This is a genomic window from Burkholderia territorii, assembly GCF_902833055.1.
In the GTDB taxonomy this organism is placed as follows: Bacteria; Pseudomonadota; Gammaproteobacteria; order Burkholderiales; family Burkholderiaceae; genus Burkholderia; species Burkholderia territorii.
The window spans coordinates 117,460-144,424 of the sequence record NZ_CADFEJ010000011.1 but is presented as its reverse complement, the minus strand read 5'-3'; the positions used below and the strand labels follow the sequence as shown (position 1 = coordinate 144,424).

Below are 26,965 nucleotides of genomic sequence, written 5' to 3'. Positions count from 1 at the left end.
CACGCCCGCCACCGGATATCACGACGATGGCAGCCAATCTCGACGTACAAGCGCGCTATTTCCCGCACACGCAGGACCAGCTCAAGGAAATTGCCTCCGACATCCTTCGCCATGCGAAGGCACTCGGCGCGACGGACGCCGCGACCGAAATCTCCGAAGGCGACGGCCTGTCGGTGTCGGTGCGTCGCGGCGAGGTGGAGACGATCGAACACAACCGCGACAAGATGGTCGGCGTGACGGTGTTCATCGGCAAGAAGCGCGGCAACGCGAGCACGTCGGACTTCTCGCCGGCCGCGATCAAGGATACCGTCGCCGCCGCGTACAACATCGCGCGCTTCACGGCCGAGGACGACGCGGCCGGCCTTGCCGAGGCCGAGCTGCTCGAAACCGACCCGCGCGACCTCGATCTCTACCACCCGTGGGCGCTCACCGCCGACGACGCCGTCGAGCTCGCCCGCCGCGCGGAGGACGCCGCGTTCGCGGTCAGCCCGCAGATCCGCAACTCGGAAGGCGCGAGCGTGTCGGCGCAGCATTCGCAGTTCGTGCTCGCGACGTCGCGCGGCTTCCTCGCCGGCTACCCGTACTCGCGCCACTACATCGCGTGTGCGCCGATCGCGGGCACCGGCCGCCACATGCAGCGCGACGACTGGTATTCGTCGAAGCGCAGCGCGGTCGATCTCGCGGCGCCGGAAGCCGTCGGGCGCTATGCGGCCGAGCGCGCGCTGGCGCGCATGGGCGCGCGCCGTCTCGACACGCGCAAGGTGCCCGTGCTGTTCGAGGCGCCGCTCGCGGCCGGCCTGCTCGGCGCATTCGTGCAGGCCGTCAGCGGCGGTGCGCTGTACCGCAAGACGTCGTTCCTCGTCGACAGTCTCGGCAAGCCGGTGTTCGCGCCGCACGTGCAGGTCGTCGAGGATCCGCACGTGCCGCGCGCGATGGGCAGCGCGCCGTTCGACGAGGAAGGCGTGCGCACACGTGCGCGCAGCGTCGTCAGCGACGGTGTCGTCGAAGGCTACTTCCTGTCGACCTATTCGGCGCGCAAGCTCGGCACGCAGACGACCGGCAACGCGGGCGGCTCGCACAACCTCGCGCTGCGCAGCTCGAACACGCAGCCGGGCGACGATTTCGACGCGATGCTGAAGAAGCTGGGCACGGGCCTGTTGCTGACCGAGCTGATGGGGCAGGGCGTGAACTACGTGACCGGCGACTATTCGCGCGGCGCGGCCGGCTTCTGGGTCGAGAACGGCGTGATCCAGTATCCGGTCGAGGAAATCACGGTCGCGAGCACGTTGCAGGAGATGTTCCGGCACATCGTCGCGATCGGCGCGGATTCGATCGTGCGCGGTACGAAGGAAACCGGCTCGGTGCTGATCGAGCAGATGACGATCGCCGGGCAGTAAGCGGCGCGGCGTCGGCCGCCAGGAAACGTAAAAGCCCGACCGGCGCGCGTGCGCCGGCCGGGCTTTTTGTCGTGTGCCGCGTGTCAGTCGCGTTTGCGCGCGTAGACGACGAACGCATAGCCGAACGTATTCGGCGCGGTGGCCTGATGCGGCTCGCGCGACACTTCCTGCCAGTGCGCGGGATCGGGCGCCGGGAACGACGCATCGCCGTCGAAGTCCGCGTCGATTTCGGTGACGATCAGCTTGTCGGCGAGTTGCAGGCCTTCCGCATAGAGCTGTGCGCCGCCGATCAGGAAGGCTTCGGCGACGCCGTCGCGCGCGGCGAGCGCGAGTGCATCGGCGAGCGACGTGACGGTGTCGCAGCCGTCGAAGCGGCGCGCCGCGTCGCGCGTCACGACAATGTTGCGCCGGCCCGGCAGCGGCCGGCCGATCGACTCGTGAGTCTTGCGGCCCATCACGATCGGTGCGCCCATCGTCGTGCGTTTGAAGAACGCGAGGTCCTCGGGAAGTTTCCAGGGCAACTGGTTGTCGCGGCCGATGATGCCGTTGCGGGCGCGCGCGACGATCAGGGTCAACGTCGTCATGAAGGTCGGGAAAGAGGAGAGCGGGAATGGCGCCGATTCTACCGGAATGGCGGCGCGCGGCCGCACCGCTGCGGATGCGCCGGCGCGTTGGCGGCCTCCGGTCGGCAGCGCGTCGCCTGCGAAGACGAGGTGCGGCCTTCGCGCCGTGACCTTCCGAATAAAAAGAGTGCCCGCCGGGGGACGGACACAAAAAAGCTTCGCGTCGCGATATCGACGCTGCAGCAAACGTACTCGCTCATTCCATTCAATCTGGAATCCTCAGCGATCGGGCGGCGTCTGCGTCGTGTGCGAATTATTGATGCATGCGGTTTCCGGCGTTTCCCTCCATTGCGTGCTGCGCATTGCCGGGAAGCGGAACAGGAATCGGTATCGGCAATGGAGCAGACGGGGCGAGCTCGTCCCAGAGCGTCACCCATGTCTTGCCCGACGAACGCGGTCGCGGTGCGGCGACCGGCACGATAGCGATGCGGTTGTTCGGTTGCATGCGCGGCGCGTTACCGGCAAGCAGCATCGCGCGTTCGGGCTGCACGCTTTCGTCCGCGCGTGCCGGCATGAACGCGCACGCGAGCGCAAACGCAATCGTCATCTGCACGCAAGACCGTGAAAAAAGTGTTCGCATGGCCGCCTTCTCCGATCCGTTGCACATTCAGCGAAATGCATGCCATCGGGCGAAGAGCGTTGTCTCGTCTGCGATCCGCGGGAGAGCGTCGCGAATCGCAATCGAAAACGCCGGGAAATGTTTCAGGCGTGAAACGACGGGGCTCGGGAATACTGCGGATTCAATCGATACGCTTCAAGGATGAAAATTTGTGCGTGTGTCGATGCAGGCACGCGTCACTGCGCATGTGCTATGTGCAGATGATTGATGAACGTCGACCATTGAGCGATTCGGCCGCTCGCCCGTCTGCGCTGCAACTGGATTGTCGTATTCAGCGCCTATAACTAAGCCGTCGTGACCAAAAAATAACTGGACGCGAAACAAGCGCCATCATGCGAGGCCGGTTGTTGTCGCGCATCGGCATGGCGAATCGAGCCGCTTCGGCTGACCCGGTTCGATCCTTTTGCACGCGACTTGGCGTGCGCGGCAATCGTTAGACGGTTGATGAACGGGGTGGGCATATGGGAGCCGAGCAGCGGCATGTGATCTATTTCTCGCGCGAGCCGAACGATGCGTTGCGCGGGCATTTCGACGAATGCGGGTGGCGCGTCGATCTTGCGGAAAGCGCGCGCGACGTGCGGCGTGTCGTGCAGCACGGCGTGGCAACCGCCGGCCTGCTCGATTTCTCGCCGGGCTTTCGGCCCGCCGATTTGCGCGAACTCGAGACGTGTCTGAGCATCCAGCACATCGGCTGGATCGCGGCGACCCGGCGCGGGCAGTTGCAGGACGCCACGCTGCGGCATCTCATTCGCGACTATTGCTTCGACTACGTGACGATGCCGTACGAGGCGTCGCGCATCGTCGAGACGATCGGCCATGCGCACGGCATGGTCGCACTGACCGACCCGGTGGCGCCGCCGGTCGGCGCCGGGCGCACCGAAGGCGAGATGGTCGGCACCTGCGACGCGATGCTCGGGCTGTTCAGGACGATCCGGCGCGTCGCGACGACCGATGCACCGGTGTTCATCTCCGGGGAATCGGGTACCGGCAAGGAACTGACGGCCGTTGCGATCCACGAGCGCTCGGCGCGCGCGCAGGCGCCGTTCGTCGCGATCAATTGCGGCGCGATTCCGTCGACACTGCTGCAAGCCGAACTGTTCGGCTATGAACGCGGCGCCTTTACGGGCGCGAACCAGCGCAAGATCGGTCGTGTCGAGGCCGCGAATGGCGGCACGCTGTTTCTCGACGAGATCGGCGACCTGCCGCTCGAGAGTCAGGCGAGCCTGCTGCGATTCCTGCAGGAAGGCAAGATCGAGCGGCTCGGCGCGCATGTATCGGTGCCGGTCGACGTGCGCGTGATCTGCGCGACGCACGTGGACATGGAAGCGGCGCTGCGCGACGGGCGGTTTCGCGAGGACCTGTTCCACCGGCTGTGCGTGCTGAAGATCGAGGAGCCGCCGCTGCGCGCGCGCGGCAAGGATATCGAGCTGCTGGCGCGCCACATGCTCGAACGCTTCAAGGGCGACGCGCATCGCCGCCTGCGCGGCTTTTCGCCGGACGCGATCGCCGCGCTGTACGGCTATTCGTGGCCCGGCAACGTGCGCGAGCTGATCAATCGCGTGCGCCGGGCGATCGTGATGTCGGAGGGCCGGATGATCACCGCGGCCGATCTCGAACTCAACGAATTCGCGACGCTGGCGCCCGTGTCGCTCACCGAGGCGCGAGAAGCGGCCGAACGGCAGGCGATCGAGCAGGCGCTGCTGCGCCACCGTGGCCGTTTTGCCGATGCGGCGCGCGAACTCGGTGTGTCGCGCGTCACGCTGTACCGGCTGATGTGCGCGCATGGCATGCGCGATCGCGGCGACCCGCTGGCAGGGTTTTCGGCGCCGTTGCCGGAGATTCGGCATCACGCTTGCTAAAATTGGCGGGTGACGGCCGCCCTCGCGGCCGAAGGAACCCGCATGAAACAGTATCTCGACCTCGTTCGCACCATCCTCGACACCGGCACCTGGCAGGAGAACCGCACGGGCATCCGCACCATCAGCATGCCCGGTGCGATGCTGCGGTTCGACCTGCAGCAAGGTTTCCCGGCCGTGACGACCAAGAAGCTCGCGTTCAAGTCCGCGATCGGCGAACTGGTCGGTTTCCTGCGGGCATCGCGAAGCGCGGCCGATTTCCGCGCGCTCGGCTGCAAGGTGTGGGATGCGAACGCGAACGACAATGCGCAGTGGCTCGCGAATCCGTACCGCCAGGGCGTCGACGACCTGGGCGACGTGTACGGCGTGCAATGGCGTCAGTGGCCCGGCTACAAGGTGCTCGACGCGGGCGCCGACGCGCAGATCGCCGACGCGACGCGCCGCGGTTTCCGGATCGTCACGCGCTTCGACGAGGACGGTGCGCCGAAAGTGCTGCTCTACAAGGCGATCGACCAGTTGCGCCAGTGCCTCGACACGATCATGGAGAACCCGGCCGATCGCCGCATCCTGTTTCACGCGTGGAATCCGGCCGTGCTCGACCAGATCGCGCTGCCCGCGTGCCATCTGCTGTATCAGTTCCTGCCGAACGTCACGAAGCGCGAGATTTCGCTGTGCCTGTACATCCGCAGCAACGACGTCGGGCTCGGCACGCCGTTCAATCTGACGGAAGGCGCTGCACTGCTGTCGCTCGTCGGTCGGCTGACGGGTTATACGCCGCGCTGGTTCACGTACTTCATCGGTGACGCGCACATCTACGAGAACCAGCTGGACATGCTGCAGCGGCAGCTCACGCGCGAACCGTACGACAGCCCGCGGCTCGAAATTGCCGAGCGCGTGCCGGACTACGCGAAGACGGGCGTTTATGCGCCCGAATGGCTCGAGCGGATCGAGCCGTCCGACTTCTCGCTCGTCGGCTACCGGCATCATGAGCCGCTGACGGCGCCGATGGCGGTCTGAGCCCCGGCGTTCGATGACGGCGCGGGTTACGCGACCCGCGTCACGCAGAATGAAGAAGGACCGACCGGCACGTGCCGGTCGGTCCTTTTTGCTTCATCGGCCGCGGTTACTGGCGATGCCGCTCGTCGTGGCCGCCGGGCGGCGGATTGCTCGGGCGCGGCGCCTCGACGTGCGGAGCCGGTTGCGGCCGTGGTTCCATGTGCGGTGCTGGCATCGACGGCCGCGGTTCCATGCGCGGCGCTTGCGGCTGCGGTCGCGGCATTTCATGCACGGCCGGCGCGGGCGGGCGGTACTCGTTCACGTGCGGCGGCGCGACTTCGCGTCGCGGTGCCGGTTGCGCGAATTCGGGGCGCGGTTGCGGCGCCGGGGCGGCCCGCTCGGGCCGCGGCTGCGCATGCTGGGCCGGCGCAGCGAAATCGGGGCGCGGACGCGGCTGCGCAATCTGCGCGGTCGTATCGAGTCGTGGTTGCGGCAGCGCGCGCGGGGTTTCCTGCCGCCCGCCGAGCGGCGCGCCGGGCGTGGCTTCCGGATGCGGAACGGGTGCCGCGCCCCGCACGGGCGGCAGCGCATTCTGTCCCGCTGCGTGGAGCGCCGTCGGCGGCGTCGCGCGCTGACGCTCCATCGGCGTGTGCGGCTGCATCCACGCGGGCGCGGGTGCGGCGACTGCATGCGCGCTGTCGCGCCCGGTCGGCGCGTTGACGGCCATCGGCGGGTGCGGGACGCCATTTCCGACGCCCGGCGCCTGATGCGCAGCCGGATTGCCCGGCGCCTGCGGCGTGGCGCCGTTCGCAAAGCGCGGCGCGTTGGGAGCCTCGCCGTTCATCGGCCGTGCACCATTCGGCCCGATCGGCATCGGCGCGCCCGGCCTGGCGGCGAGTGCCTGTGCCGGGGCCGGCTGCCCGTCGCGCGACGCATGCGCCGGTTGCACGACGGGACCGTGCGGATTCACGAGCTGCACGTTGCGCATCGCCCACGCACCGGCTTTCGGATTGCCCGGCACGCGGACGGGGCGAGCCGCATAGTCGGCCGGCACGTTCGTCCTCGCGACGGGCGCACCGGCGCCCGGCACGCGCGCGCCTTGCCGGGCGAGATGCGCGGCCGCCTGGTCGCGATACGCGGCCGGTATCGCCGGATTGCGTGTGGCAACGAACGTGTGCTGTCCGATCGCTGCCGGCGGCCGGTAGCTGGCCGTGCGCAGGCCGCCGGTAAAGCTCTGGCGCACCGGGGCAATGCCGGGGGTGCCCGGCATCACGTGCGCGTTGCGCCATTGCTGCGGGTCGACGTGCTGCGCGAAGTGCGCGACCGGCTGACCGTGCACGAACGCGGACGCCGGCACGGCCGTGATCGCGTGCGGTGCGCGGAAGTTCACGTACGTCTTGTTGATGTTCGTGATGTTGGTGATGTTCGTCACGTTCACGGTCTTGTTGACCGTCACGTTGTTGACCACGATGTTCCGGTTCACGCGGTCGTAGTAATGCGGGCTCCAGCCGCCCCAGCCGGGATGCCAGGGCTCGCCCGGGCCGAGCGCGAACCACGCGCAGCCGGCCGCGGCGACGCCGCCGACCGTCAGCGCGACGCTCCAGTCGGGACCGCCGCCACCGCCCACGAACGCGACGAGTGCGGGCGCGTAGACGGGCGGTTGGCTGACGACCATCGGGCCGGGCACCCATGCCCAGCTGTCGTCGACATAGGCCCAGCGGCCGTAGTGATAGGGCGCGAAGCCCCACGGGGCATCGTCGACCCACGTCCAGCCCCAGGGCGCCTGCCAGATCCAGTGGCCGTCGTGATACGGCGCCCAGTCGGCCGGCGTGTCGTTCGGCACCCAGACCTCGCCGTAATTCGGGGTTTCGCGCCACGTACCGTTCGCATCGAGGTCCTGGTAGCCGGGAATGTCGCGCGATACGTAGCGGGCCGACACCGAGCGCTGCTCGGCCGCATCGCGGCTCGCGGCCCACTGGTCGAGCGCATCGGGGGCCGGCGCGGCCGATTGCTGCGCGACCTGCAGGTCGGTGCCGGTGAACACGACCTGTTGCCCGGGCGACAGCGGATACTGCCCGTTGCTGCCGTAGACGGTGGCGCTGCCACTGCGGACGGTGACTGTCGTGGTCGCGCCGTTCGGCGCGACATCCACGCGATAGTCGCCGGGGCCCGTGATCCCGAGCGCAAGATTGGGCGTGTCGATTTCGTAGGTCCCGCCGGGCGGCAGACCGCGCACGTGTGTCGACAGGGTGCCGAGCCCGACCTTCAACTGCGTCGTGTTGTCGTCGAGATTCAGGACCGACAGGCTCGTCGATTCGCCGAGACGCACCGCGGTCGAGCCGATGTGCAGCTCCGAGCGTGCGCCGGCATCGTTCCACAGCTGGTCGCCGGTCGTCAGCGGCCGGTTCACGGCGGCGTATGACCACGTGTCGGTGCCGGCCGGCTCCGTCGTCACGGCACCCGACATGTAGTTGAGCCGGGCCACGCGGCCCGGCGGATCGCCGCCCGGCTCTTGGGCGGCCGCGTACGCCGCGGCCTGTGTCGCTTGCGCGAATGCGCAGGGCAGGGTCGTCAGCGTGGCGAACGCGAGCAGCGTGCAGTGGGCGGTTCGCTTGAGCGTGAACAGGGAGGCCATGATGAGCGTCTTCGTCGTTATCGCGGCGCGTCGATTCGTGCCGTTGAGTTCACAATATCCGCTCGGCCTGTTTCAGTGCTCGGTGTTTTGTAAGTCGAATGGCACGCGATGTAACAAAACCTGTCCAACGCGCGCCGTTGTCGCCCGCTCGCAATGCGCGCGTCAAGCGGACGTAAGCCAGTCGTCGAAAATCTGCTGTCCGGGCACGGTGACGCGCAGCACGCGCGGCCGCGCGGTGCGCTCGATCCAGCCGCGCGCGCAGAAGCTGTCGAGCAGTGCCGCGCCCAGCGCGCCGCCGAGATGCGGTCGGCGTTCGCTCCAGTCGAGACAGCCGCATGCGAAACGGCGGCGGCGCGTGCGCTGCTGCTCGACGTCGATGCCCCAGCGCGCGAGCGCGTGCGTGCCGAGTTCCGTGGCTTCGATCGCGTCGCCGTCGGCCTGCAGCCAGCCGCGCGCGGTGAGTCCGTCGAAGATGCGAACCGCGAGTTCGCCGGCCATGTGGTCATAGCAGGTGCGCGCATAGCGCAGTTCGGCCGGCACCGTGCGTGACGGTGGCGGCACCGGACGGTTCGGCGCGGCCGCGCGGGCCACGTTCGCGAGTGCCTCGAGCGACGCCGCGATGTCGGCGGATGCGAGCCGGTAGTAGCGGTGCCGGCCACGCACGTCGAGCGCGAGCAGCCCGCCTTCGGTCAGGCGCGCGAGGTGCGCGCTCGCCGCGGACGGCGACAGTCCCGCGATCATCGTCAGTTCGCCGGCCGGCCGTGCGCTGCCGTCCATCAGCACCCACAGCATCGCGGCGCGTCCGGGATCGGCGATCAGCGCGCCGATCCGGCTCAGGCCTGGAAAATGGTGGTCGTCTTGATCGGTCATCATCGTGTCTCGTCAGGCGGAATGACTGCAGTGTAGGCGCCCGCGCACATTCGATGTTTCGTGTTCGGTTGAAATGTCGGATGCGGCGGGGCGGTGCGCGACCCGCGGTCGCCGGCGGCGCGCGCGTAGAATGACCGGACGCGGCGGCAGTGGGCCGCCGCATGTGACACGATGCAACGATGAAGACGATTTTCTGCGTGTTGGCGGCCGCGTTCCTTTGCGCAGCCTGTGCGAACGGCGGCGCGGGCACCGGCGAGCGCGGCGGCAGCCTGGAGATGTACGGAACGATCGACCAGGGCATCACGGTGCGCCGCTGACGGCCGCCGATTTCCGGTGCCGATGCCGGCTTGGCGCACGGGGGCGCGTGCCGTCGCCGCCGCGCGGCGGGCGCCGCGACGTGTTGCCGCAGTGCAACGTATAATGCGCCGATTGCAGCGCCCCCGCCGCCTGGAGCTATCACGATGTCCCAACCGTCCCCCGTACCGGCCGCCCTCGACCGCACCGAAACCGTATTCCGCTTCCTCGCCGAGCCGTCGTCCGTGAACTTCGGCGGCAAGGTACACGGCGGCGCGCTGATGAAGTGGATCGACGAGGTCGCGTATGCGTGTGCGGCGGTCTGGTCAAGCCGCTATTGCGTGACGGTCAGCGTCGGCAACATCCGCTTCCAGCGTCCGATTCTCGTCGGCAACCTGGTGGAATTGAAGGCACGCGTCGTCGCGACCGGGCGCACCAGCATGCACATTCATGTGTCCGTGCACGCCGGCGATCCGAAGGGCGGCGTACTGCGCCAGACGACCGACTGCCTCGTCGTGTTCGTCGCGGTCGACGAGAACGGCAACCCGGTGCCGGTGCCGCCGTTCGTGCCCGAAACCGACGAGCAGAAGGTGCTCGCAAAATATGCGGCCGACGTGCGCGCCGCGCTCGACAAGATCGTCGAGATGAAGCCCGAGGAAGTGGCGAAGGGCACCGTCTGACGGCAACGGGCGCCGCGTAAGCGGCTCGCCCGCCCGTCCGTCATGGCGTCAACGGCGCGATTACCGCGAGCCGATCATTTGCTCGGGTCGCACCCACGCGTCGAATTCCGCCTCGGTCAGGTAGCCGAGCGCGAGCGCGGCGGCCTTCAGCGTCGTGCCTTCCTTGTGCGCCTTCTTCGCGATCTGCGCGGCCTTGTCGTAGCCGATGTGGGGGTTGAGCGCCGTCACGAGCATCAGCGATTCGTTCAGCAGCATGTCGATGCGCGCGCGGTTCGGCTCGATGCCCACCGCGCAGTGGTCGTTGAAGCCCTGCGCGCCGTCCGCGAGCAGCCGCACCGACTGCAGCACGTTGTGCGCGATCATCGGCCGGAACACGTTGAGCTCGAAATTGCCGCTGGCGCCGCCCACGTTGACCGCGACGTCGTTGCCGAACACCTGGCAGCACAGCATCGTTACGGCTTCGGACTGCGTCGGGTTCACCTTGCCGGGCATGATCGAGCTGCCCGGTTCGTTTTCCGGAATCGACAGTTCGCCGAGCCCGCAGCGCGGCCCGCTCGCGAGCCAGCGGATGTCGTTGGCGATCTTCATCAGGCCGGCCGCGACCGTCTTCAGCGCGCCATGCGCGAACACCAGCGCGTCGGCGGCGGCCATCACCTCGAACTTGCTCGGCGCGGTCACGAACGGCAGCTTCGTCAACCGGCCGATCTCGTCGGCCACGCGCACCGCGAACTCCGGATGCGCGTTCAGCCCGGTGCCGACTGCGGTGCCGCCGAGCGCGAGTTCGTACAGGTGCGGCAGCGCCGATTCGACGTGCCGGACGCCCTGGTCGAGCTGCGCGACGTAGCCGGAGAATTCCTGGCCGAGCGTGAGCGGTGTCGCGTCCTGCAGATGCGTGCGGCCGATCTTCACGATGTCGGCGAAGGCCTTCGACTTCGCGTCCAGCGTCGCGCGCAGCGTGCGCAGCGCGGGCAGCAGATGGTTGACGATCGCGTAGGCGGCCGCGACATGCATCGCGGTCGGGAACACATCGTTCGACGACTGGCCGCGATTTACATCGTCGTTCGGGTGGACCTTGCGTGCTTCGCCGCGCTCGCCGCCGAGCAGCTCGCTCGCGCGATTCGCGATCACCTCGTTGAGGTTCATGTTGGTCTGCGTGCCGGAGCCCGTCTGCCAGACCGCGAGCGGGAATTCGCGCGGGTGCTTGCCCGCGATGATCTCGTCGGCCGCGTCGATGATCGCGCGCGCCTTGTCGTCGGCCAGCACGCCGAGCGACTGGTTCACGGCGGCCGCGGCGCGCTTGACGATCGCGAGCGCGTGGATCAGCTCGGGCGACTGCTTTTCCGTCGAGATCCGGAAATTCTGCAGCGAGCGTTCCGTTTGCGCGCCCCAGAGCCGGTCGGCCGGCACGGCGATCTCGCCGAACGTGTCGCGTTCCATCCGAACTGCTTCGTTCATGATGCACTCCTCCTGGAAAGGGGAAAGGCCGCGCGTCGCGCGGCGCCTGGCGTATCGTGAGGCAATCGCGCCGCTGGCGCGGCGTCCTGGTCTTCAGCCGACAAGCATAGCGCCGCCCGAGATTTCGCGTCGTGCCGAGCTCAACGCGGCGACGCGACGAGCGACGCAGTCTTCCGGTGAAAGCGCCAGGCCATCAGCACGGCCACGCTCGCGAGGCCGGCGGCGAGCCCCCACCAGAGGCCGCGAGCGCCGAGGCCGGCATGGAACGCCAGCCAGTAGCCGGTCGGGAAACCGATGCCCCAGTAGCCGAAGGTCGCAGCGAGCATCGGGATGCGCGTGTCGCGCAGCCCGCGCAGTGCGCCCGACCCGACCGTCTGCATGCCGTCGACGATCTGGAACACCGCGGCGATGCCGAGCAGCGACGCGGCAAGCGAAACGGTCGGCGCGTTGGCCGGGTCGTCGAGTTGCAGATACAGGCCGACGATCGCATGCGGCGCGACGATCAGCACGAGCCCCGACAGCGACATGAACGCGACGCCCAGGCCAAGCGCGACGAAGCCCGCATGCCGCGCGGCGACCGGCTGGCCGGCGCCGACCCAGTAGCCGACTCGCACGTTGGCGGCCTGGCCGATCGCGAGCGGCACCATGAACGCGACCGACGCGACGTTCAGCGCGATCTGGTGCGCGGCGAGCGACGTCGCGCCGAGCACGCCGATCGTGAGACCGGTGGCGAGAAAGAGCGTCGATTCGACCCCGTACGTGATCGCCACCGGCCAGCCGATGCCGATCAGCTCGCCCATCACGGGCAGTTTCGGACGGGCGGCCGTCACGAAATGGCGGAACCGCTGGCGGCCATGCAGCAGCCAGATCAGCGCGAGCGCGGTGAGCCAGATGGTGATGGTCGTCGCGACCGCCGAGCCGAGGAAGCCGAGCCGCGGCAAGCCGAATGCGCCGTGAATCAGCCCGTAGTTCAGCACGCCGTTGACGCCGACGCCTCCGATCGACACCCACAGCAGGCGTCGCGCGGCGCCGATCGCCGGCAGGAACGCGCGCATCAGTCCGACGCCGATCAAGCTGCCGAGCGCCGCGAACCGCAGGATGCCGGTGTACTCGCCGACGTGATGCGCGAGCGTCGGCGGCTCGTGGAACATCAGCAGGATCGGTTCGGACAGCGACAGCGCAATGATTGCCGGAATCGCGAGCAACATGGACAGCGCGAAGCCGGTCCAGTAGATGTGCGGCACGCGATGTTCCGCCTGCGCGCCGCGCGCATGCGCGACGCTCACGCTGACGGACGACAGCACGCCCTGCAGCACGGTCACGATGACGAAGAAGAAGTTCGCGCCGAGGCCGCCGGCCGCGAGCGAATCGGGGCCGAGCGAGCCGAGCAGCACCGTGTCGGTGACGCTCATCGCCATCTGCGAAAGCTGCGCGATCGCGAGCGGCGCGGCGAGGCGCGCGGTATCGGCGGCATGACTGGACAGGGACGGCGGCGCGGCGGCCGTCCGCGTAAGACCGGAATGCGACATGGAATGAGCGCTCGCGCGGATGCGGGCCCGCGCTGTCTGTATTTATTTTGAGAGACGGCTAGCTTACGGCTTTATTCGAACGGTGTCGAACGCGCGCACCGATGGCCATGTCACGGTCAGGGGGAAGCGCTACGCGTCGTGAACCGCGATCCGCGTGTCGCCGAACAGCACGACCTGGCCCGCGCGGATCTTGCACGTCTTGCGCAGTTCGACCACGCCGTCGACTTTCACCGCGCCGGACGCGACGAACATCTTCGCGGTGCCGCCGCTGTCCGCGAGGCCGGTGATCTTGAGAAGGTTGTGCAGCTCGACGTATTTGCCGGTCAGCGTGAAATCCAGGTTGGGCATGACGAAGGAAGCGCGCGGTGCGCGGGAGGGAGGAGTCGCCCCGCATCATACGGCAGCGCGGCCCCGCGCGCGAGTGCGCACGCTCGCGCGGGCCCGCGCGCCGCAGTTGTTAAGGACTGTGAGCGATTCGTCAGCAAATGAAACGGTGGGTAACAGTCTGAGAGATTGGAGAACCGCAAGTGAGGCGGGCGGGTCTTTCCTCGTACTTGCCGCGTGTTGCGGCAGGGGACGCGACGGATCGCATCGACGCGGTCCGCGCCCACAACTTCTTGAGGAGGATTGTCATGTCCAAGATTCGTACGATGCTGATCGGTGCCGCGCTGACGGCGTTCGCCACTTCGGCCGCGTTCGCGCAAACGGGCGTCGCGGCACAGGGCACCGCAGGTGCCGGCGTGCAGACGCAGGCGCCGGCAGCAGGCGCGGGCGCAGACGCAGGCATGCAGGGCGGTGCCGGCGCGAATGCGTCCGGCAATGCGGTCGGCGGCGCGACCGACGCGGCTGGCGCGGCAGCCGACGGCGCGAAGGATACGGCGTCGTCGTCGGTCCATTCGGCCAAGAAGCACGCGAAGCATGCGACGAAGTCGGCCAAGCATCGTGCCGGCACCGCAAAGTCGAAGGTGGGCGACGAGGCCGTCGAGGGCGGCGCGTCGACAGGCGTGCAGGGCGGCGCATCGGCCTCGGGCGCCGCGCAATAAGCGGTCCCGCGACGTCGCACGACGTTCGCCCCGGACGGCGCGTCGTGACGGCGATCGATCGGCGGCCCGGTTCGCTTCGCGCGAACCGGGCCGTTCTTCATGCGGGCACGCGTGCCGTCATGGCCGGTGCTGTTCCGGCCCCGGCCCGTGAGCCGGTCGCGCGGCGGAAGGCGTGAATACGCTGCGCAGCCACGCGGCGAGCCGCGCGAATACGTCGTACGGCTCGTCGACGAAGATCTCCGGCTTCAGCAGCCGCAGATACTCCATGATCTGCTGCGCTTCCTGCTTCTGGAACGAACCGTGCGCAAGCCCGAGCCGCAGCAGGCCGCGCAGCTCGCCGAGCTTGTCGCGCGCGGCGCTGCCGACGCTCATCTCGCACGCGAGCTTCGCCTCGTAGACGCGCTGCCGCAGCGATTCCGCGAGCCGCCATGCGGGCGTCTGCATCATTTCCTCGAGCGCCTGGATGTCCTGCACGGCGCCCTTGATCTGCGCGGCGAGCGGATCGACCAGCGACGCGTCGCCCTGCGCTTCGGCGACGATCGCCTTGGCCCAGTCGCGGCATGCCTTCGCGAGCTCGTCCGGCGTCCATTCGGAGCGCGACGCGAAGCCGAAGCCGAATTCGCCGGCCTGTCGCATCAGGATCGCGACGACATCCGGAAATTCCTTGTCGAGCGTGCGCTTCGCCCACGCGTACTGGCCGCCCTCGAGCATCCGCTGCACGGCGTGCTCGGTCAGCGGCACCATGTTGTCGAGCAACTTGGCGCGCAGGAAATCCTCGAACGACGGCGTCGCGAACTGCGGGTCGAGTTTCAGCGACACACGCACGAACGCGTCGTAGTCCTTGCGCAGGGACGCAAGCGTGTCGTCCTTGAGGGAAAGGGTGATCTGGCCCATGAATCGTCTCGATGGCGGCCCGCGCGGGCCGGCGGCCGACATCGTGCACCGGTGCGGGCGCAGCGTCGACGGACCGGTTCGCGCCGAGGCTGATGGCGGGTCTTCATACCCGATATCGGCGCGCCGGGCGAAAACTTGAGCGCCGCCGTCGACGTTCGCTCAGGCCGACAGCCAGTGCGGCATCACGATCCCTTGCCAGACAAAGAACACCGCGAGCCCGACCGCGATCGTCACGAGCGGCCGGCGTGTCGTCGCCGACACGAGCACGGCGGCGAGCGCGCCGACGAGCTGCGGATTGCGCCAGGTCAGCTCGGCCGTGCCGCCGTGCGGCGAGACGGTCATCGGCACGATGATCGCGGTCAGCACGGTGACGGGCACGAAGCCGAGCGCGGTCCGGACCAGCGGCGGGAAAGTCAGCCGCTCGCCGAACAGGAACAGCGTCGTGCGGATCGCATAGGTGATCACGGCCATTCCGAGGATCAGCAGCGCGTAGCTCACGAGGCGGTCTCCGTGCGTGAAGCGGTGCGCGAACGCGCGTGCCGCAACGTCAGCGCGACGCCGACCGCGACGCCGGCGGCGACCGCGCCCAGCAGCCCGAGCTTGTACGGCCAGCCTTGCCAGAAGTACGCGAGCGTGCCGGCTGTCGCGGCGGCCGCGAAATAGCGCAGCGTGCCGAGCTGCGGAACGACGATCGCGATGAAGGTCGCCGCCATCGCGAAATCGAGGCCGAGCGACTGCAGGCCGGGGAAAGCCGCGCCGAAGCCGATGCCCGCCAGCGTCCAGACCTGCCAGTTCAGGTACATCGCGAGGCCGGAGCCGAAGAAGTAGTGGGGGCCGATCGTACCGGGCGGGAAGTGCCGGTAGTGCGCGTAGGCGACGGCGAACACCTCGTCGGTCATCAGCGCACCGAGGGTCGCGCGCCAGCGCAGCGGCAGGTGCGCGACGTACGGCGCGAGCGTCGCGCTGTACAACAGGTGACGCAGGTTCACGATCAGCGTCGTCGCGAGCACGACGACGAAGCTCGCGCTGCCGGCGATCAGGCCGAGCGCGATGAATTGGGCGGAGCCGGCGAACACCGCAAGCGACATCAGCGCACCGTGCCATGCGGCGAGCGGGCCGCCGCCGACCAGCGTGCCGAAGATCACGCCGAACGGTGCCGCGCCGATCATCATCGGGATCGTGTCGCGTGCGCCGTCGAACCATTCGTTGAGCGGGCGGCGGGGCTGCGGTGAATTCGAGTGTGCGGGTTTCAAGGGGCGCGTTTCCATGAATTGCAGGATAGCGGTGCGCAGCCGTGACGGCTTGTACGTTCTTGCGCCCGCGGTGCCGGCGGCGCAAGCCGCGTGCCGGATGCCGCGCGCTGTCGATTGCAGGCCGCGGAGTATGCGTCAGCGCGCTTGCCAGCGGCCGGGCGGCACGCCGAACATTCGTTTGAAATGCCGTGAGAAGTGACTCTGGTCGACGAAGCCGCTGGCCGCGGCGACATCGGCGATCGGCACGCCGGCGCGCAACGGCGCAAGCGCGCGCTGCAGCCGCAACTGATTGCGCCATGCGTGCGGCGGCATTCCGATCGTCCGGGTGAACAGCCGGGCCGCGTGAAACGGCGACAGGCCGGCGGCCTGCGCGACGTCGTCAAGCGTGACCGTGCCCGTGAGATCGGCGGCGAGCCGCTCGCGCATCGCGTCGACGCGCGGCTCGTCGGCCGCGAGCGCCGCCGGCTGCAGCCGCGCGTCGGCATGGCGCACGATCAGTGTCGACAACGCATCGAGCATCGCCGTTTCGGCGGCGAGCGGATCGTAGACGCGCGGCGCCGCGGCGGCCGGCGCCTCGGCAGCCGGCTGCTCTTGCGGGTGAAACGGCGTCATGGATTCGCTGCCGGCCTCCATCATCCGATGGGCCAGCGCGAGCCGCGCCGCGAGATCGGCGTCGCGGATCACGTCGGACGGGAACCATGGCGCATCCTGCGGGCGCCCCGCGATCGCACGCGCGAGCGCACGGATGTAGTCGACCGGCACATAGCTCACGCGATAGCACCAGCCTTCGTCGGTCGCGCGCGAGCCCGTGTGCACTTCGCCGGGATTGATCACGGGCACGGTGCCCGTTTCGGCGACATGGCCGCTGCCGCGGCAGGTGTAGCGCTCCGCGCCCTCGAGGATCACGGGGATCGTGTACGCGTCGTGCCAGTGCGGCGCGAACGTGTGGTTGCGATAGGTGGCCGTGAGCAGATCCGCGTCCGGCAGCAGCGGCGTGCGCCAGTAACGTGCGGAGTCCGGAAGAAGGCGGGTGGCGGACATGTTCGGGCGCGCGGGCGGTCGAATCGACAGTGTATCGCTCCGGCGCCCGGCCGGCGCGGGCTTACTTGACCGGAATCGTCGTGCCGGCCGGCATCGGCACGGCAGTGACGGCGTTCTTCGGACTGCCGCTGACGATGCGGTCGCTGTAGGTCAGATAGACGAGCGTGTTGCGCTTCTTGTCGACCACGCGCACGACGTGCAGCGTCTTGAAGATGAACGACATCCGCTCGCTGAACACGTCGGTCTGCTGCTTGAGCGGCTCCTTGAAGCTGAGCGGGCCGACCTGCCGGCACGCGATCGACGCTTCGCTCGGATCCTCCGCGACGCCGAGCGTGCCCTTGATCCCGCCGGTGCGCGCGCGCGACACGTAGCAGGTGACGCCCGTCACGAGCGGATCGTCGTACGCTTCGACGACCACGCGATCGGAGCCCGTCACGCGGAAATGGGTGTTGACGCTGCCGACTTCCTCCGCGTGCGCGAATGGCGCGGCGGCAACGGCGGAGAGCAGAAGGGTGAACGGCGCGGCGGAAAGGAGGCGGTGCTTCATTGACGGAACCGGATGCGAATGCGGGACACAGACTCTAGCACGCGCGGCGGTGGCCGATGGGCGCCGGAAAAACAAAAGGCCCGTCGAATGACGGGCCTTTTGCTGTCTGGCTCCCCGACCTGGGCTCGAACCAGGGACCTACGGATTAACAGTCCGGCGCTCTACCGACTGAGCTATCGGGGAATAAATCGGTACATCTGCTTCGTTGTTCGGTAACCAACAAAAAACCCGTCCACTTTCAACGGGCTCTTGCGTTTTTGGCTCCCCGACCTGGGCTCGAACCAGGGACCTACGGATTAACAGTCCGGCGCTCTACCGACTGAGCTATCGGGGAACAAACAACAACAGCAGAGAAACGAGATTCTATGGAGCGTTCGCTAACCTGTCAACACTTTTGAGCGGCGACGCACAAAAATTTTTTTGCGGCGCCGCTGCGCGATCAGCGCTCGAGCAGGTGCAGCTTTTCCTGCACGTCCTTCCACTCGTCCGCGTCGGCCGGTGCCGGCTTCGTCTTCGTGATCGACGGCCAGTTCTTGGCGAGTTCCGCGTTCAGCGCGGTGAACTGCTGCTGGTCGCCCGGAACGTCTTCTTCGGCATAGATCGCATTGGTCGGGCACTCGGCGACGCACACGGCGCAGTCGATGCACTCGTCCGGATCGATGGCGAGAAAGTTGGGACCTTCACGGAAGCAATCCACCGGGCACACATCCACGCAATCCGTGTATTTGCACTTGATGCAGCCTTCGGTCACAACGTGAGTCATTAAAACGCTCCTGCTTGGCGGTATATATGGGGTGGCGTTTGCGCCAAAAGCGGCATTGTAACTGAAGCGCAAAACCCGCATCGCGTGGTCGGCTTTCCGGCTTATATCGTTTCGTGATTAGTTTATGGCGGCAACCTCGCTGCTCGCGCATGCGGCATTCGCGCGACGCGCGCGGGCAGTGCGCGGGCGGTTTCACGATGGTCGGGCCCGCATTCGGGTAACATGGCCGCAGACCGGGCGGCGCGCGGTGCGCCGGGCCGTGTCACGATATTGGCGGTGCCGTAATCATGATCATCACTTCGCTGCTCGACACGGATCTCTACAAGTTCACGATGATGCAGGTCGTCCTGCATCACTTTCCTGCCGCAAACGTCGAGTACCGGTTCCGGTGCCGCACGCCCGGCGTCGATCTCGTCCCGTACATCGACGAGATCCGCGACGAGGTGCGCGGCCTTTGTTCGCTGCGCTTCACCGACGTCGAGCTCGACTACCTGCGGCGCATGCGCTTCATCAAGAGCGATTTCGTCGACTTCCTCGCGCTGTTCCACCTGAACGAGAAATACATTTCGATCATGCCTTCGCCGAAGGGCAACGGCGAGATCGACATCGTGATCGAGGGGCCGTGGCTGCACACGATCCTGTTCGAGATTCCGGTGCTCGCGATCGTCAACGAAGTCTATTTCCGCAACACGCAGCGCGAGCCCGACTATCGCGAAGGCCGCGAGCGGCTGCGCGAGAAGATCAAGCTGCTCGGCGCGAAGCCCGAGTTCGCCGACTGCAAGATCGCCGACTACGGCACGCGCCGGCGCTTCTCGAAGGTGTGGCACGAGGAGGTCGCGCTCACGCTGCGCGACGGGCTCGGCGCGCAGTTCGCGGGCACGAGCAACGTGTTGTACGCGATGAAGCACGGCCTGACGCCGCTCGGCACGATGGCCCACGAATACCTGCAGGCCTGCCAGGCGCTCGGCCCGCGGCTGCGCGATTCGCAGACCTACGGTTTCGAGATGTGGGCGAAGGAGTATCGCGGCGACCTGGGGATCGCGCTGTCGGACGTCTACGGGATGGACGCGTTCCTCAACGACTTCGACATGTACTTCTGCAAGCTGTTCGACGGCGCGCGCCACGATTCGGGCGACCCGTTCGAGTGGGGCGAGCGCATGCTGCGCCACTACGAGGCGAACCGCTGCGATCCGCGTACCAAGGTGCTCGTGTTCTCCGACGCGCTCGACATCCCGAAGGTCATGCAGCTGTACGAACGGTTCCGCGGCCGCTGCAAGCTCGCGTTCGGCGTCGGCACCAACCTCACGAACGATCTCGGCTACGTGCCGCTGCAGATCGTGATCAAGATGGTCCGCTGCAACGGGCAGCCGGTCGCGAAGCTGTCGGATTCGCCGGGCAAGAGCATGTGCGACGACAAAGCGTATCTCGCGTACCTGCGCCAGGTGTTCGGCATCGCGCAGCCGGTCGACGAGGACGCATCGCAGTAAGCGTCGGCCATGCGGCCAGGTGCGTCGCGGCGAGGGCGGCCGGTATAATCCGACGGTATCGCACGCCAACGTCACGAGGACCGTTCATGGACACTTCCGCTGCCCGTCGCCAGATCCTCGCACGCATTCGCGCGGCGCAAGGACGCGCACCCGAGCCCGATGCAGTGGAGCGCGACGGCGTCGCCGACTATCTCGCCCGCCATCCCGAGGGGCCGCGCCCGCCGATGCCGGCGGATCTCGTCGCGGCATTCGTCGACGAAGCGGCGCGCCTGTCGACGACGGTCGACGAAGTCGCGACACTCGCCGACGCGCCGGCCGCCGCGGCCCGCTATCTTTCCGCGCACGGCCTGCCGACGCAGGCCGTTGCATGGCGCGCGCTGGCCGAGCTCGACTGGGCCGGCGCGGGCCTGTCGGTCGAATGTCGCAAGCCGCGCGACGGCGATCTCGTCGGCCTCACGGGCTGCTTCTGCGCAACCGCCGAAACGGGTTCGCTGGTGCTGCTGTCCGGGCCGGACACCTATGCATCGGCCGCGCTGCTGCCGGAGACGCACATCGCGATCGTGCCGGCGTCGCGGATCGTCGCCGGTCATGAAGACGCATTCGCGCTGATTCGCGCGGAGCGCGGCGAATTGCCGCGCGCGGTCAATTTCGTATCGGGCCCGTCGCGCACGGGCGATATCGAGCAGACCATCGTGCTGGGCGCGCACGGCCCGTACCGCGTTCACGCGATCGTCGTACGCGGCGCATGACGTGCGCGCCTGATCCATCCTCACTCGACTCATTCGCACAAGGAAGTTCTGCATGAAACGACATGCCGCCTGGGCGGGCATGGCGTCGGGAGCCGCGCTTGGCGCCGTTCCCGCGCTTGCATCGGCCGCCACGCTCGACGGTGCCACGCTGTCCGCACTCTGGGGCATCCCGTTCGCCGGGATCCTGCTGTCCATCGCGATGTTCCCGCTCGTCGCGCCGGTGTTCTGGCATCACCATTTCGGCAAGATCGCCGCGGCATGGGCGATCGTGTTCCTGGTCCCGTTCGCATTCGCGTTCGGCGCCGGCACGGCGTTCGGCACGCTCGTGCATGCGCTGCTCGAGGAATACATCCCGTTCATTGTGCTGTTGACGGCGCTCTATACGGTCGCCGGCGGCATTTGCGTCAACGGCAACCTGCACGGCACGCCGAAGCTGAACACCGCGATTCTCGCGCTGGGCACGCTGCTCGCGAGCGTGATGGGCACGACCGGCGCGGCGATGCTGCTGATCCGGCCGCTGCTGCGCGCGAACGATAACCGCAAGCACGTCGTGCACGTCGTGATCTTCTTCATCTTCCTCGTCGCGAACGCGGGCGGCTCGCTGTCGCCGCTCGGCGATCCGCCGCTGTTCCTCGGCTTCCTGAATGGCGTGAGCTTCTTCTGGACGACCACGCATCTCGCGCTGCCGATGCTGTTCATCTGCGCGGTGCTGCTGACGATGTTCTTCGTGCTCGACACGTACTTCTACCGGAAGGCCGGCGAAGAGCGGCCGGCCGCGCTCGACCCGACGCCCGACGGCGGCGCGCTGTCGATCGACGGCAAGATCAACTTCGTGCTGCTCGCGGCCGTGATCGGCCTCGTGCTGATGAGCGGCATCTGGAAGCCGGACGTCACGTTCGACGTGTGGGGCACGCACGTCGCGCTGCAGAATCTCGTGCGCGACGCGGCGCTGGTCGTCGTGGCGCTCGCGTCGCTCGCGCTGACGCCGCGCTCGGCGCGCGAAGGCAACGCGTTCAACTGGGCGCCGATCGAGGAGGTCGCGAAGCTGTTCGCGGGGATCTTCGTGACGATCGCGCCGGTGATCGTGATCCTGCGCGCGGGTGCGGACGGCGCGTTCGCACCGATCGTCCATCTGGTCACGGGGCCGGACGGCAAGCCGATCGACGCGATGTACTTCTGGGCGACCGGCCTGCTGTCGTCGTTCCTCGACAACGCGCCGACCTACCTCGTGTTCTTCAACCTCGCGGGCGGCGATGCGCAATCGCTGATGACGACGGGCGCGACGACGCTCGCCGCGATTTCCGCGGGGGCGGTGTTCATGGGCGCGAACAGCTACATCGGCAATGCGCCGAACTTCATGGTGAAGGCGATCGCGGAATCGCGCGGCGTGAAGATGCCGAGCTTCTTTGCCTATCTCGGCTGGGCGCTCGTGATCCTGGTACCTGTATTCCTGCTGACGTCGTGGATCTTCTTCCCGGCGTAGGCTGACGATTTTCAACCAAGCGCGGACGGCCTGGGCGGCGCACGATGTGCCGCGTGCCGGCCGCGGCATGCGGAGATGGCGATGCAGAAGATCCTGGTCGCACGTCCGATCTTTCCGGACGTGATCGAACGGCTCGAGCAGTACTTTGAAGTCGACTGGAACAACGGCGACGTGCTCGCGCCCGACGCGCTTGCCGCGCGCCTCGCGGACAAGGACGGTGCGCTGACGGCCGGTGATCCGGTCGGCGCGGCCGTGCTCGCGGCGGCGCCGCGCCTGCGCGTCGTGTCGAACATGGCGGTCGGCTACAACAATTTCGACATGGCCGCGTTCAACGCCGCGAACGTGCTCGGCACCAACACGCCCGACGTGCTGAACGAATCGACCGCGGATTTCGGCTGGGCGCTGATGATGGCCGCCGCGCGGCGGATTGCCGAATCCGAACACTGGTTGCGCGCCGGGCACTGGCAGAAGTGGGCGTACGACGGTTTCCTCGGCAGCGACATCTACGGCTCGACGCTCGGCGTGATCGGCATGGGACGTATCGGTCAGGCACTCGCACGGCGCGCGCGCGGCTTCGGGATGCAGGTGATCTATCACAACCGGTCACGGGTCGCGCCCGGGATCGAGGCCGAGCTGAACGCCGAATACGTATCGAAGGACGACTTGCTGGCACGTGCCGATCACGTCGTGCTCGTGCTGCCGTACACGAAGGAGAACCACCACACGATCGGCGCGGCCGAACTCGCGAAGATGAAGCGCACGGCGACGCTGACCAACATCGCGCGCGGCGGCATCGTCGACGACGCGGCGCTGGCCGCCGCGCTGCGCGACGGGACGATCGCCGCGGCCGGCCTCGACGTCTACGAAGGCGAACCGAGCGTCCATCCGGCGCTGCTCGAGGTGCCGAACGTCGTGCTGACGCCGCACATCGCGAGCGCGACCGAGAAGACGCGCCGCGCGATGGCGAACCTCGCGGCCGACAATCTGATCGCCGCGCTCGGCGAAGGGCCGCGCGCGGGGCGGCCGCCGAACCCGATCAACCCTGACGTGATCGGGAAGCCGCGCGCATGACGACGACGTTGTTGCTGGCGGCGGTCGTCGTGCTGGCCGTCGCGCTCGCGGTGGCGATCGTCGCGCTCGTGCGTGGCGGCGGCCGCCACGACGATGCGGCCGTGCTCGGCGACCGGATCGAGGACGCCGCGCACGCACAGGCGCTTGCAGTGGAGCGGCTCGAGCGCGAGCTGCGCGGCGAGATCGTCGAGAACGCGCGCGGCTCGCGCACCGAGCTGGCTGGCAGTTTCTCGCAACTTCAGCAGACGCTCGCGATCCAGCTGACGAGCATCGCGACCGTGCAGAACAATCAGATCGAGGGTTTCGCGCAACAGCTGGGCAAGCTCGTCGCGGGCAACGCGCAGCAGTTCGACGCGATGCGCGAGAGCGTGCAGCGCCAGGCGCAGCAGGCGCGGGAAGAGCAGACGGTTGCGCTGCGGCTGTTCGGCGACACGCTGAACCGTCAGCTCACGCAACTGACCGAGGCCAACGATCGCCGGATCGGCGAAGTGCGTGCGACGCTCGAGCAGCGGCTGAAGGAAATCGAGACGAACAATGCGGCGAAGCTCGAGGAGATGCGCCGCACCGTCGACGAGAAGCTGCATGCGACGCTCGAACAGCGGCTCGGCGAATCGTTCAAGCTCGTGTCGGACCGTCTCGAGCAGGTGCACCGCGGGCTCGGCGAGATGCAGACGCTCGCGGCCGGCGTCGGGGACCTGAAGAAGGTGCTGACCAACGTGAAGACGCGCGGCACGTGGGGCGAGGTGCAGCTCGAGGCCCTGCTCGAGCAGATGCTCACGCCCGACCAGTACGCGAAGAACGTCGCGACCGTGCCGAAGAGCAGCGAACGCGTCGAGTTCGCGATCCGGCTGCCGGGGCGCGAAGCCGGCACGCGCGATGCGCCGCCGGTGTGGCTGCCGATCGACGCGAAATTCCCGCGCGAGGACTACGAGCGGCTGATCGACGCGCAGGAGCGCGCCGATTCGGTGGCGGTCGAGGACGCGGCCCGTGCGCTCGAGGCGCGCGTGCGGATGGAGGCGCGCACGATTGCCGAGAAGTACGTCGCGCCGCCGCATACGACCGACTTCGCGCTGCTGTTCCTGCCGACCGAGGGGCTCTATGCGGAGATTCTGCGCCGCCCGGGGCTGACCGATCTGCTGCAGCGCGACTATCGTGTGACGGTAGCTGGGCCGACGACGCTCACCGCGCTGCTGAACAGCCTGCAGATGGGTTTCCGTACGCTCGCGATCGAACAGCGCTCGAGCGAGGTGTGGCAGGTGCTCGGCGCGGTGAAGACCGAATTCGGCAAGTTCGGCGATGTGCTCGCGCGCACGAAGGCGCAGCTCGAAACGGTCACGCGCTCGATCGAGGCCGCCGAGCAGCGTACCCGCGCGATGAACCGCAAGCTGAAGCAGGTCGAGGCGTTGCCGGGCGAGACGGCGGCCGGGCTGCTCGGCGCGGAAGCGGCCGACGGTGCCGATGCCGACGATGCATGACGCATCGCACGCAAGGCCGAAGCCGGCCGGAACGAAGAACGGGCGCCGCGGCGCCCGTTTTCCTTTGCAGCAACGACCGGCGCGTGGCCGGTTGCATTCAGCGTGCGGCGAGCGTGTTCAGCGCATCCCCGGTGACGCGCACGATGCGCCATTCCGGCAGCACGGTCGCGCCCATTTTCTCGTAGAAGTCGATCGCCGGCTGGTTCCAGTCGAGCACCGACCATTCGAAGCGGGCGCAACGGCGCTCGACGGCGAGTGCCGCGAGGTGTTGCAGCATCGCGGTGCCGAGGCCCGTGCCGCGCTGCGACGGTTGGACGTACAGATCCTCGAGATACAGGCCGCGCCTGCCGAGGAACGTCGAATAATTGTGAAAGAACAGCGCGTACGCGACGATCGCACCATCGCGCTCGGCCACCAGCGCCTCGGCGGCCGGGCGCTCGCCGAACAGCGCGTCGGCCAGATCGGCATCGCTCGCGACGAACAGGTGCGTGAGCTTCTCGAATTCGGCCAGCTCTCGCATCAGCGCGAGGATTGCGCCGACGTCGCGCGTTTCGGCAGCGCGGATCAGCGGCGTGACGCTCACGCTTCCTCCGGCGGATCGGACAGCACGATCTCGATGCCGCCGAAGCGCGACGCGACCCAGTTGTACGCGTGGCAGGCGATCCACAGCAGCACGAAACCGAGGATCGCGTTCAGCAGCAGCGCGCTCAGGATCGTGCTCAGTTCGACCATCCCGTAACGGATGTACGCGACCAGGATGCCGAGCAGCACGATCGGCACGCTGAACGTCAGGTAGACGAGGATCAGCGCCTTTGCGGTCTGCCCCGCGGCGATCGACGAGATTTGTTTCTTCATGTGCGGATTGCCCCCGTAGAGATATACCGATTGGAATTCAGATCGAGCCGTCGAGCGGCAGGATGTCGACCGGGGCGCCCGCGTCGACTGTCGCGCAATCGTGGCCCAGGACGATGAAACAGTTGGCGGCCGCGAGGCCGCTCAGCGATGCGGAACTCTGCGAACCAGCCGGCGCGACAAGCCACTGGCCGTCGGCGTCGCGCGTCGCGATCGCGCGCAGGTACTCGGTGCGGCCCGGGCGCTTTTTCAGCGCCTGCGTGCTGCGTGCCGTGTACATCGCCGGCGGCGGCACATGCGCGCCGGCCAGCGTCAGCAGCGCGGGGCGCACGATCGCATGGAACGTCACGGCGGAGGCGACCGGATTGCCGGGCAGCCCGAAGAACAGCACGCGGCCCGCGCCGCCGCCGTCGCGCGCGAGCGTGCCGCACGCGAGCGGCCGGCCGGGGCGCAGCGCGAGACTCGCGAAGGTCACGTCGCCCAGCCGCGCCATCACGTCGCGCGTGAAATCGGCTTCGCCGACCGACACACCGCCCGACGTGATCACCGCGTCTGCGTGAGCGGCGGCGGCATCGCGCAACGCGCGTTCGAGCGCCGCCGGATCGTCGCGGACGATGCCGAGATCGAGCGCGTCGATGTGCAGCTTTTCGAGCATCGCGACCAGCATCGCGCGATTGCTGTCGTACAGCGTGCCGCGGGCGGGCGGCTCGCCGGGTTCGCGCAGTTCGTCGCCGGTCGAGAACACGGCGACGCGCACGCGGCGACGCACCGTGACTTCGCCCAATCCGAACGACGCGAGCAGGCCGAGATCGGACGGGCGCAGGACGCGGCCGGCGGCAAGCGCGCGGGCGCCGCGCGCCAGATCCTCGCCGGCGCGGCGGCAGTTTGCGCCGCGTGTGATGTCGCGCGCGGCGAAGCGGATGACATCGCCGTCGACGCGCACGTGTTCCTGCGCAATGACCGTGTCGCATCCGGCCGGCATCGGCGCGCCGGTCATGATGCGGATGCATGCACCGGGCGCCACGGCTCCATCGAACGGATGGCCGGCCAACGCCGTGCCGGCGACCGTCAGCGCGATGTCGGCGGCCGATGCGGGCGCGTATGCGCTGCCGTCGAATGCATAGCCGTCCATCGCCGAGTTGTCGTACGCGGGAATGTCGAACGGCGCAATCACGTCGGCTGCCAGCACGCGGTCGAGCGCGTCATGCAGCCTCACCGTGTCGCACGCGGCGACCGGCACCGCGAACCGGCACGCGAGCGCCTGCGCATCGGCGAGCGACAACGGGGCAGCGGAATCGGGTGCGGTTCGGGAGGCGGGCGAGGATTGCGTGATCATCAGTCTGACTGCGCCGC

General features: G+C 68.2%; 27 protein-coding genes and 2 tRNA genes. 11 read left to right on the top strand and 18 right to left on the bottom strand.

The features are described 5' to 3' along the window. Positions 1-26 precede the first annotated feature (26 nt). Positions 27-1,397, top strand: coding sequence for a metalloprotease PmbA (gene pmbA / locus HW466_RS19700; protein WP_059447931.1), 1,371 nt, complete (start codon positions 27-29; stop codon positions 1,395-1,397). A gap of 83 nt (positions 1,398-1,480) precedes the next feature. On the opposite strand, the gene HW466_RS19695 is transcribed toward pmbA, so the two are convergent. Beyond that, positions 1,481-1,981: a dihydrofolate reductase gene (locus HW466_RS19695; RefSeq protein ID WP_060339047.1), complete on the bottom strand. Its 501-nt coding sequence runs from the start codon at positions 1,979-1,981 to the stop codon at positions 1,481-1,483. A gap of 292 nt (positions 1,982-2,273) precedes the next feature. Further along, a complete protein-coding gene (locus HW466_RS19690; RefSeq protein WP_230940507.1) occupies positions 2,274-2,627 on the bottom strand; it encodes a hypothetical protein in 354 nt (117 codons plus the stop codon). Between the two features lie 473 nt (positions 2,628-3,100). On the opposite strand from HW466_RS19690, the gene HW466_RS19685 reads away from it, so the two are divergent. Both HW466_RS19685 and HW466_RS19680 read left to right on the top strand, forming a co-directional pair. Then, complete coding sequence (locus HW466_RS19685) at positions 3,101-4,498, top strand: sigma-54 dependent transcriptional regulator (protein ID WP_059807328.1); 1,398 nt, start codon at positions 3,101-3,103, stop codon at positions 4,496-4,498. Between the two features lie 42 nt (positions 4,499-4,540). After that, positions 4,541-5,512 carry a thymidylate synthase gene (locus HW466_RS19680; protein WP_151006223.1) on the top strand — a complete coding sequence of 324 codons (972 nt, stop codon included), beginning with the start codon at positions 4,541-4,543 and terminating at the stop codon, positions 5,510-5,512. Between the two features lie 106 nt (positions 5,513-5,618). Here the strand turns inward: HW466_RS19680 and HW466_RS19675 are convergent, their stop codons facing one another. Continuing rightward, complete coding sequence (locus HW466_RS19675; protein ID WP_174905765.1) at positions 5,619-8,126, bottom strand: DUF6600 domain-containing protein; 2,508 nt, start codon at positions 8,124-8,126, stop codon at positions 5,619-5,621. Positions 8,127-8,288: 162 nt separating this feature from the next. Then, complete coding sequence (locus HW466_RS19670) at positions 8,289-8,996, bottom strand: ArsR/SmtB family transcription factor (RefSeq protein WP_059447982.1); 708 nt, start codon at positions 8,994-8,996, stop codon at positions 8,289-8,291. Positions 8,997-9,175: 179 nt separating this feature from the next. Here HW466_RS19670 and HW466_RS19665 point away from each other — a divergent pair, with 179 nt between their 5' ends. Beyond that, complete coding sequence (locus HW466_RS19665; RefSeq protein WP_170296709.1) at positions 9,176-9,313, top strand: hypothetical protein; 138 nt, start codon at positions 9,176-9,178, stop codon at positions 9,311-9,313. Positions 9,314-9,457: 144 nt separating this feature from the next. Continuing rightward, positions 9,458-9,970: an acyl-CoA thioesterase gene (locus HW466_RS19660; RefSeq protein WP_014897688.1), complete on the top strand. Its 513-nt coding sequence runs from the start codon at positions 9,458-9,460 to the stop codon at positions 9,968-9,970. A 60-nt stretch (positions 9,971-10,030) separates the two neighbouring features. Here the strand turns inward: HW466_RS19660 and fumC are convergent, their stop codons facing one another. The 3 genes from fumC to HW466_RS19645 form a co-directional block, all read right to left on the bottom strand. Next, complete coding sequence (gene fumC / locus HW466_RS19655; RefSeq protein ID WP_151005892.1) at positions 10,031-11,425, bottom strand: class II fumarate hydratase; 1,395 nt, start codon at positions 11,423-11,425, stop codon at positions 10,031-10,033. A gap of 140 nt (positions 11,426-11,565) precedes the next feature. Beyond that, positions 11,566-12,954, bottom strand: a complete 1,389-nt coding sequence (norM, locus tag HW466_RS19650) for a multidrug efflux MATE transporter NorM (protein ID WP_059848622.1) — start codon at positions 12,952-12,954, stop codon at positions 11,566-11,568. Between the two features lie 129 nt (positions 12,955-13,083). After that, on the bottom strand, positions 13,084-13,302 hold the full coding sequence (locus HW466_RS19645; protein WP_151005894.1) for an RNA-binding S4 domain-containing protein: 219 nt from the start codon (positions 13,300-13,302) through the stop codon (positions 13,084-13,086). Positions 13,303-13,586: 284 nt separating this feature from the next. Between HW466_RS19645 and HW466_RS19640 the strand changes: the two genes are divergently transcribed. Then, entirely contained in the window at positions 13,587-13,997 is a 411-nt protein-coding gene (locus tag HW466_RS19640) for a hypothetical protein (RefSeq protein ID WP_059798690.1), read from the top strand. A 117-nt stretch (positions 13,998-14,114) separates the two neighbouring features. Here HW466_RS19640 and HW466_RS19635 read toward each other — a convergent pair whose 3' ends face one another. The 8 genes from HW466_RS19635 to fdxA form a co-directional block, all read right to left on the bottom strand. Next, entirely contained in the window at positions 14,115-14,891 is a 777-nt protein-coding gene (locus HW466_RS19635) for a DUF4088 family protein (RefSeq protein WP_059771602.1), read from the bottom strand. A gap of 159 nt (positions 14,892-15,050) precedes the next feature. Beyond that, a complete protein-coding gene (locus HW466_RS19630) occupies positions 15,051-15,389 on the bottom strand; it encodes an AzlD domain-containing protein (protein WP_059771604.1) in 339 nt (112 codons plus the stop codon). Then, positions 15,386-16,159, bottom strand: a complete 774-nt coding sequence (locus tag HW466_RS19625) for an AzlC family ABC transporter permease (RefSeq protein ID WP_059977918.1) — start codon at positions 16,157-16,159, stop codon at positions 15,386-15,388. Before HW466_RS19625 ends, HW466_RS19630 begins: the two co-directional genes overlap by 4 nt. Before the next feature lie 120 nt (positions 16,160-16,279). Next, positions 16,280-17,185: an AraC family transcriptional regulator gene (locus HW466_RS19620; RefSeq protein ID WP_059502903.1), complete on the bottom strand. Its 906-nt coding sequence runs from the start codon at positions 17,183-17,185 to the stop codon at positions 16,280-16,282. A 61-nt stretch (positions 17,186-17,246) separates the two neighbouring features. After that, positions 17,247-17,732, bottom strand: a complete 486-nt coding sequence (locus HW466_RS19615; RefSeq protein ID WP_151004841.1) for a CreA family protein — start codon at positions 17,730-17,732, stop codon at positions 17,247-17,249. A 107-nt stretch (positions 17,733-17,839) separates the two neighbouring features. After that, a tRNA-Asn gene (locus HW466_RS19610) sits at positions 17,840-17,915 on the bottom strand. A 75-nt stretch (positions 17,916-17,990) separates the two neighbouring features. After that, positions 17,991-18,066, bottom strand: a tRNA-Asn gene (locus HW466_RS19605). 105 nt (positions 18,067-18,171) lie between these two features. Beyond that, positions 18,172-18,495 (bottom strand): ferredoxin FdxA, encoded by a 324-nt coding sequence (gene fdxA, locus HW466_RS19600; RefSeq protein ID WP_042583454.1) that lies wholly within the window; start codon positions 18,493-18,495, stop codon positions 18,172-18,174. 287 nt (positions 18,496-18,782) lie between these two features. Between fdxA and pncB the strand changes: the two genes are divergently transcribed. The 5 genes from pncB (at position 18,783) to HW466_RS19575 (ending at position 24,760) form a co-directional block, all read left to right on the top strand. After that, complete coding sequence (gene pncB, locus HW466_RS19595; protein WP_059447944.1) at positions 18,783-19,982, top strand: nicotinate phosphoribosyltransferase; 1,200 nt, start codon at positions 18,783-18,785, stop codon at positions 19,980-19,982. A gap of 86 nt (positions 19,983-20,068) precedes the next feature. Next, positions 20,069-20,731 (top strand): LutC/YkgG family protein, encoded by a 663-nt coding sequence (locus HW466_RS19590; RefSeq protein WP_151004839.1) that lies wholly within the window; start codon positions 20,069-20,071, stop codon positions 20,729-20,731. Between the two features lie 52 nt (positions 20,732-20,783). Then, positions 20,784-22,214: a sodium:proton antiporter gene (locus HW466_RS19585; protein ID WP_059447946.1), complete on the top strand. Its 1,431-nt coding sequence runs from the start codon at positions 20,784-20,786 to the stop codon at positions 22,212-22,214. Between the two features lie 81 nt (positions 22,215-22,295). After that, complete coding sequence (locus HW466_RS19580) at positions 22,296-23,285, top strand: 2-hydroxyacid dehydrogenase (RefSeq protein ID WP_151004837.1); 990 nt, start codon at positions 22,296-22,298, stop codon at positions 23,283-23,285. Next, complete coding sequence (locus tag HW466_RS19575; RefSeq protein WP_151004835.1) at positions 23,282-24,760, top strand: DNA recombination protein RmuC; 1,479 nt, start codon at positions 23,282-23,284, stop codon at positions 24,758-24,760. Before HW466_RS19580 ends, HW466_RS19575 begins: the two co-directional genes overlap by 4 nt. 97 nt (positions 24,761-24,857) lie before the next feature. Here the strand turns inward: HW466_RS19575 and HW466_RS19570 are convergent, their stop codons facing one another. Genes HW466_RS19570 through moeA form a run of 3 tightly spaced genes read right to left on the bottom strand, consistent with a single transcriptional unit; the run spans position 24,858 to position 26,948 of the window. Beyond that, on the bottom strand, positions 24,858-25,343 hold the full coding sequence (locus HW466_RS19570; RefSeq protein WP_059447948.1) for a GNAT family N-acetyltransferase: 486 nt from the start codon (positions 25,341-25,343) through the stop codon (positions 24,858-24,860). Then, complete coding sequence (locus tag HW466_RS19565; protein ID WP_006476519.1) at positions 25,340-25,615, bottom strand: hypothetical protein; 276 nt, start codon at positions 25,613-25,615, stop codon at positions 25,340-25,342. Before HW466_RS19565 ends, HW466_RS19570 begins: the two co-directional genes overlap by 4 nt. 37 nt (positions 25,616-25,652) lie before the next feature. After that, positions 25,653-26,948 carry a molybdopterin molybdotransferase MoeA gene (gene moeA / locus HW466_RS19560; protein ID WP_060347922.1) on the bottom strand — a complete coding sequence of 432 codons (1,296 nt, stop codon included), beginning with the start codon at positions 26,946-26,948 and terminating at the stop codon, positions 25,653-25,655. Between the last annotated feature and the right edge of the window lie 17 nt (positions 26,949-26,965).

What these genes read in the sequence shown, in the direction of transcription:
- pmbA (WP_059447931.1), top strand. Translation starts at nt 27, where the DNA reads ATGGCAGCCAATCTCGACGTACAAGCGCGCTATTTCCCGCACACGCAG.
- HW466_RS19695 (WP_060339047.1), bottom strand. Translation starts at nt 1,981, where the DNA reads ATGACGACGTTGACCCTGATCGTCGCGCGCGCCCGCAACGGCATCATC.
- HW466_RS19690 (WP_230940507.1), bottom strand. Translation starts at nt 2,627, where the DNA reads ATGTGCAACGGATCGGAGAAGGCGGCCATGCGAACACTTTTTTCACGG.
- HW466_RS19685 (WP_059807328.1), top strand. Translation starts at nt 3,101, where the DNA reads ATGGGAGCCGAGCAGCGGCATGTGATCTATTTCTCGCGCGAGCCGAAC.
- HW466_RS19680 (WP_151006223.1), top strand. Translation starts at nt 4,541, where the DNA reads ATGAAACAGTATCTCGACCTCGTTCGCACCATCCTCGACACCGGCACC.
- HW466_RS19675 (WP_174905765.1), bottom strand. Translation starts at nt 8,126, where the DNA reads ATGGCCTCCCTGTTCACGCTCAAGCGAACCGCCCACTGCACGCTGCTC.
- HW466_RS19670 (WP_059447982.1), bottom strand. Translation starts at nt 8,996, where the DNA reads ATGACCGATCAAGACGACCACCATTTTCCAGGCCTGAGCCGGATCGGC.
- HW466_RS19665 (WP_170296709.1), top strand. Translation starts at nt 9,176, where the DNA reads ATGAAGACGATTTTCTGCGTGTTGGCGGCCGCGTTCCTTTGCGCAGCC.
- HW466_RS19660 (WP_014897688.1), top strand. Translation starts at nt 9,458, where the DNA reads ATGTCCCAACCGTCCCCCGTACCGGCCGCCCTCGACCGCACCGAAACC.
- fumC (WP_151005892.1), bottom strand. Translation starts at nt 11,425, where the DNA reads ATGAACGAAGCAGTTCGGATGGAACGCGACACGTTCGGCGAGATCGCC.
- norM (WP_059848622.1), bottom strand. Translation starts at nt 12,954, where the DNA reads ATGTCGCATTCCGGTCTTACGCGGACGGCCGCCGCGCCGCCGTCCCTG.
- HW466_RS19645 (WP_151005894.1), bottom strand. Translation starts at nt 13,302, where the DNA reads ATGCCCAACCTGGATTTCACGCTGACCGGCAAATACGTCGAGCTGCAC.
- HW466_RS19640 (WP_059798690.1), top strand. Translation starts at nt 13,587, where the DNA reads ATGTCCAAGATTCGTACGATGCTGATCGGTGCCGCGCTGACGGCGTTC.
- HW466_RS19635 (WP_059771602.1), bottom strand. Translation starts at nt 14,891, where the DNA reads ATGGGCCAGATCACCCTTTCCCTCAAGGACGACACGCTTGCGTCCCTG.
- HW466_RS19625 (WP_059977918.1), bottom strand. Translation starts at nt 16,159, where the DNA reads ATGGAAACGCGCCCCTTGAAACCCGCACACTCGAATTCACCGCAGCCC.
- HW466_RS19620 (WP_059502903.1), bottom strand. Translation starts at nt 17,185, where the DNA reads ATGTCCGCCACCCGCCTTCTTCCGGACTCCGCACGTTACTGGCGCACG.
- HW466_RS19615 (WP_151004841.1), bottom strand. Translation starts at nt 17,732, where the DNA reads ATGAAGCACCGCCTCCTTTCCGCCGCGCCGTTCACCCTTCTGCTCTCC.
- fdxA (WP_042583454.1), bottom strand. Translation starts at nt 18,495, where the DNA reads ATGACTCACGTTGTGACCGAAGGCTGCATCAAGTGCAAATACACGGAT.
- pncB (WP_059447944.1), top strand. Translation starts at nt 18,783, where the DNA reads ATGATCATCACTTCGCTGCTCGACACGGATCTCTACAAGTTCACGATG.
- HW466_RS19590 (WP_151004839.1), top strand. Translation starts at nt 20,069, where the DNA reads ATGGACACTTCCGCTGCCCGTCGCCAGATCCTCGCACGCATTCGCGCG.
- HW466_RS19585 (WP_059447946.1), top strand. Translation starts at nt 20,784, where the DNA reads ATGAAACGACATGCCGCCTGGGCGGGCATGGCGTCGGGAGCCGCGCTT.
- HW466_RS19580 (WP_151004837.1), top strand. Translation starts at nt 22,296, where the DNA reads ATGCAGAAGATCCTGGTCGCACGTCCGATCTTTCCGGACGTGATCGAA.
- HW466_RS19575 (WP_151004835.1), top strand. Translation starts at nt 23,282, where the DNA reads ATGACGACGACGTTGTTGCTGGCGGCGGTCGTCGTGCTGGCCGTCGCG.
- HW466_RS19565 (WP_006476519.1), bottom strand. Translation starts at nt 25,615, where the DNA reads ATGAAGAAACAAATCTCGTCGATCGCCGCGGGGCAGACCGCAAAGGCG.
- moeA (WP_060347922.1), bottom strand. Translation starts at nt 26,948, where the DNA reads ATGATCACGCAATCCTCGCCCGCCTCCCGAACCGCACCCGATTCCGCT.